Below are 4,934 nucleotides of genomic sequence, written 5' to 3'. Positions count from 1 at the left end.
CGCACACCCCACTTCTGCACATACACGTTGGACTGGATGCCGGCCTTGTGTTTGTCGAAACGCACATCGGGGTCCAGCCCCGTCATGCCCACATACACAAACGGTTTGCCGAGCTGGTAGTCGGGGTTGGCGCGGCGAAAGCGTCCCACGTTCCACACTTCATCTGACAGCTCGATCACGTACACGTGGTAGTGGTGGCTGCGCGGGGTGCGCGGCGGTTTTTTGGCGCGCGGCGCGGCAGGCGCAGCGTCGGCGGTTGCGGCCGGCGGGCTTTTCTTTCGGGGAGTCTTGCGGGGCGCGGTAGCCATGGTGGCTGAAGTATGCGGTAAGTGACCGGGCACCCGGCTTGCTACCAGATAGATAGCTGCTCGCGCACGTCCTGTAAGGGCTGAAGGCCAATTGCCTTCATAAAACATCGCATCAGGGAGCCGGGAGCCGCTGTGCCCGGCCCAGCAGGGGATGCCATCCATAAATCCACAAAAACCATCTATATACCATCCATACAGATGGTGTTAAGATGGTTTTATGCCAAAACCCAGCAAAAACTCGCAAACGTCCCCACCCCGGCCGGTGGACGAAAAAATCACCATCAACCTCGGGTGTGTGGACCTGGGCCAGATCGACCTGCTGGTGCAGGAAGGGTTTTACGCCAACCGCACCGACCTGATACGCACCGCCATCCGCAACCAGCTCAGCACCCACGGCGAGGTGGTGCGCCAGGTGGTGTCGCGCAAGACGCTGGTGCTGGGCATCCAGCATTACAGCCAGGCCGACCTGCTGGCCTTGCAGGCGGCCGGCGAGAAGCTGCAGATCCGCGTGCTGGGGCTGGCCTCGATTGCGCCCGAGGTCACACCCGCGCTGGCGCTGGCCACCATTGAATCCATCACCGTGCTGGGCGCCCTGCATGCCAGCCCCGCCGTCAAGGCCGCGCTGGTGCAGCGCATGGCTTGACCCCCTGAACCCCTGAACAGAACCGAAAGAACCTGATGAACCCGATGACCCCCGACTTCCAGCAGATGATGCGCAACGCCGCCCGCCTGACCCGCAGCGGCGACCTGCGCGCCGCCACCGCAGCCATTCAGGCCGCGCTGGCGGGCACTGCGCCAGCCCCTGCCCCGGTCCCAGCGGCCCCCCGCGCGATGCGCGCCATGGCGGACGTGAGCGACGTGCTTGCGCGCGAGGTGCCCGACACCAATGCGCCCGCGCCGCCGGGCCCCGCCGCGAACGACGCACCTGGCGCCGGCCGCTTCATCGCCGGCAGCCACAGCGACGCTGCCGGTCGCCGCGACTTCAAGCTTTATATTCCGCCGGGCGCGGGGCAGCGCGCGCTGCCGTTGGTGGTGATGCTGCACGGCTGCACCCAGAACCCGGACGATTTTGCCGCCGGCACCGCTATGAACGAACTCGCCGCCGCGCAGGGCTTTTATGTGCTCTACCCCGCGCAGTCGCAGCAGGCCAACCCGCAGCGCTGCTGGAACTGGTTCAAACACAACCACCAGGCGCGCGGCCGTGGCGAGCCGGCGCTGCTGGCCGGCATGACGCACGAGGTGATGACCGCCCACACGGTGGATGCCGATCGCGTGTACGTGGCCGGCCTGTCGGCGGGCGGTGCCATGGCGGCGATTCTGGGCAATGCCTACCCGGAGCTGTATGCAGCGGTGGGCGTGCATTCCGGGCTGGCCGCAGGCAGCGCGACCGACCTGCCCTCGGCGCTGGGCGCCATGAAAGGCGGCGGCAACCCGCTGCGCACCAGCGGAAGCGCCAGCGGCGTGGCCACCATTGTTTTTCACGGCGACGCCGACACCACGGTGCACCCCGCCAACGGACAACAGGTGGTGGCGGCCAGCGCTGGCAGGGGCAGCAGCGTGGATGTCGAGCAGCTGGCCACGCCGGGCGGGCGTGCCCACACACGCAGCGTGCACCGCGCGCCCGATGGCACAGTGGTGGCCGAGCACTGGCTGGTGCACGGTGCGGCGCACGCCTGGTCAGGCGGCAGCGCCAGAGGCAGTTACACCGACGCGCACGGCCCCGACGCCAGTGTCGAAATGCTGCGGTTTTTCATGGCGCATCCGCGCTGCCAGGCCCACTGAAGACCGCGCTGCGCCGGCCCGCTACGCGTCGCGCCGGCGCAGCGCCCACGCGAAGAACACGCCTTCGACAGCCATCACGGCGCCGCCCAGCGCCACCACCGCACCGGTGCCGATGCGGCTGATCAGGCCGGCGGCCACCACCACGCCCACCGACTGGCCCAGGAACAGGAACGAGGCAAACAGCGAGACGGCCGTGCCGCGCGCGCCGGGCGCCATCTGCGTGGCGTTGGCCTGCATGGTGTTGTGGAACATGAAAAAACCAAAGCCGGCCAGCAGGCTCGCGGGCACGGCGGGCAGCCAGTGCGGCGTGAAGGCCAGCACCAGCGCGCACAGCCCCACCAGCAGGCCACCCAGCAGCACCAGTCTTTGCTGGCCAAAGCGGTGAATCATGTGGCGCCCCACCGCCATGTACATCACCCCGCCCAGGCCGAACAGCGCCACGATGGCGCCAGCCAGCGACAGCGACAGGCCCAGCGAGCGGTGCAGGTGCGAGGCCCAGATGGCCAGCACGCCAAAACCCGCAGCCCCTTCGACCAGTGCCATCAACAGCACCACACGTGACCACGGGCCGGTGATGATGAGCAGCGCCTGTTTCACAAAACCGTGCCGCGCGCCCGGCATGGCCGCTGCTGCCACCGGCACAGCCGGGGCCGCCTGCTGCCGGCGCCAGTCGCCCCACAGCAGTACGCCGACCACACCGAACAGCAGCGTCAAAAACGCAAAAGCCCAGCGCCAGCCCAGCGCGTCGGTCAGCAGGCCGCCGGCAAGCTGGCCGCCCACAATGCCCAGCGTGCTGCCAAGACCGGTGCGGGTGAGCATTTCCTGCAGCTGGTCGGACGGCACGGTGTCGCCGACCCAGGCCATGGTGAGCGGAATCAGCGCGGCCGCGCCCAGCGCCATCAGCAGGCGCGCCCACACCAGCATGTCCAGGCTGGTGGCCAGCGTGGCCGCCACGCTGCCGACACAGCAACCCAGCGTGGCAAAGGTGACGATGCGGAACTTGCCGAAGCGGTCGCCCAGCGGGCCGTAGAACAGCTGCGCCACGCCGTAAGTCACTGCAAACACCGACACCACCAGCGCCGCCTGCCCCAGGCTGACGGCAAACACGCGCGACAGCTCGGGCAGCATGGCGTCGCAGATGCGCTGGGCCGACATGCTGGCAAAAGTGGCCAGCGACAGCAGCACGATGGAGCGGCGCGTGGCCGCGGACAAAGGGGCAGAAACGGGGGGGGTGGTCACGCAGGAAAAAGGTTGGTTGACGCGCTGCAAACCTCATGGGGCAGGCGCCGGCCCATTGTAGGCAGGCGCCGGCAAACGCGCTTGGTGGGCGGGCGAGGCCGGCTCGTCAGCGCACCTGACCAGGCGGCAGGGGCACGTACTGCGGCTGGCGGTCGCCCTGCGGCAGGCCGATCACCACACCGGGCTGCGGCGCAGCGCCCCCACCCGACATCGGCCGGGCGCCGGGGATAGGCTCCCAGCGCGGATCGCCGCCCGGCGGCGGTGGCGCGGGCTGTGGTGCCGGGCTGTACACCGGCGGGACGTAGACGGGCGGCGGCGGCGTGTACGTTGGCAGGGCCTGCTCTTCGGCCGGCGGCTGCCGCGGCGTGACCGGTTGCGACGGCGACGGGAAAAGCCCGCGCAGCCAGTCGCCCACCTGGTCGACCACCGGCTCGATCACTGTCTCGGTCTGGCCGCTGCCGCGCGGCGCATCGAAACGCGCGTTGGTGTCCACCACCCGGCTCCGCAGCGCCTGCTGGAAAAAATCGCCCACGATGGGCAGCGCGCTGTGGGCGCCCTGGCCCCAGTAGTCGCTGAGCGTCACGCGGTTGTCGTTGAAGCCGACCCAGGCGCCGGCCACCAGCTGCGAGTGCATCAGCACAAACCAGCCGTCGGTGTTGTCCTGCGTGGTGCCGGTCTTGCCGGCCACGTCGGCCTGGATGCCGAAACGCGAGCGGATGCCGGTGCCGGTGCCGCGGTCAATCACGCCGCGCATCACGTCCAGCAACACCTGCGCAGAAGGAATGGACAGGGCCTGTTCAGGCACAGCGGCCTGGAAGGTCTGCAGCACCTTGCCGTTGCGGTCTTCCACGCCGGTGATCAGGAGAGGCTCGATGTAGCTGCCGCTGTTGGCAATGGTGCTGTAGGCCGACACCATTTCCTTCAGGGTCACCGGGCTGGTGCCAAGCGCCAGCGAGGGCACCACGTCGAGCTTGCTTTGGCGCACGCCCATGGCCTGCGCCAGGCTGGCCACCTTGGTCGGGCCGACGCTCTGCATGACCTGCGCGGTGATGGTGTTCCTGGAAAAAGCCAGACCGTCGCGAAGCGTCATGGGAGCGTAGGTGGGGGTGCCGCTGTCCCGCGGGCGCCAGACGGCGCCGTTGCCCAGCGGAATTTCCACATCACCATCGATGAAGGTGTCGCCCGGGCGTGCGCCGTTTTCAAAAGCGGCCCCGTACACAAAGGGCTTGAAGGTCGAGCCCGGCTGGCGGCGCGCCTGCTGCACATGGTCGAACGGGTCCTGCACAAAATTGCGGCTGCCCACCCAGGCCCGCACCTGGCCGTTGCGCGGGTCCATGGCCACAAAGCCGGCCTGCAGCCGCGTCTTGTCCTGGCGCAGTGCCAGCATGAAGGCCGTGTCAGCCTGCAGCCGCTTGAGGGCCTCCTCGTCGGTCTGGCCGGACTCGCGGGCGGCCTTGTACTCGGCGCTCTCGCGCACAAAGGCTTTCACGATGTCTTTTTTGGCGGCCCATGCGCGCGGCCCCCACTCGCCGTTGGCCACGCCCTGCAGCTTGTCGGCCTGGCGGATCAGCGCCTGGTTGGCCTGGGCCTGCAGCCGCGAGTCGA

The 4,934-nt window shown here is 68.8% G+C and carries 4 protein-coding genes and 1 pseudogene; 2 read left to right on the top strand and 3 right to left on the bottom strand.

The features are described from left to right. A pseudogene (locus PSV33_RS02380) lies at positions 1 to 308 on the bottom strand (hypothetical protein); the annotation flags it as partial. A 217-nt stretch (positions 309 to 525) separates the two neighbouring features. Here PSV33_RS02380 and PSV33_RS02375 point away from each other — a divergent pair. Continuing rightward, positions 526 to 951 carry a CopG family transcriptional regulator gene (locus tag PSV33_RS02375; protein ID WP_300558169.1) on the top strand — a complete coding sequence of 142 codons (426 nt, stop codon included), beginning with the start codon at positions 526 to 528 and terminating at the stop codon, positions 949 to 951. Positions 952 to 995: 44 nt separating this feature from the next. After that, entirely contained in the window at positions 996 to 2,090 is a 1,095-nt protein-coding gene (locus PSV33_RS02370; protein WP_300558171.1) for a PHB depolymerase family esterase, read from the top strand. Between the two features lie 21 nt (positions 2,091 to 2,111). Here the strand turns inward: PSV33_RS02370 and PSV33_RS02365 are convergent, their stop codons facing one another. Further along, positions 2,112 to 3,329: an MFS transporter gene (locus PSV33_RS02365; protein ID WP_300558167.1), complete on the bottom strand. Its 1,218-nt coding sequence runs from the start codon at positions 3,327 to 3,329 to the stop codon at positions 2,112 to 2,114. Between the two features lie 106 nt (positions 3,330 to 3,435). Further along, the coding region (locus PSV33_RS02360; protein WP_300558164.1) for a penicillin-binding transpeptidase domain-containing protein at positions 3,436 to 4,934 on the bottom strand (1,499 nt) is incomplete at its 5' end.

The sequence above is a fragment of the Polaromonas sp. genome (assembly GCF_029945895.1).
In the GTDB taxonomy this organism is placed as follows: Bacteria; Pseudomonadota; Gammaproteobacteria; order Burkholderiales; family Burkholderiaceae_C; genus Polaromonas.
This window is presented reverse-complemented; position numbering and strand designations above follow the sequence as displayed.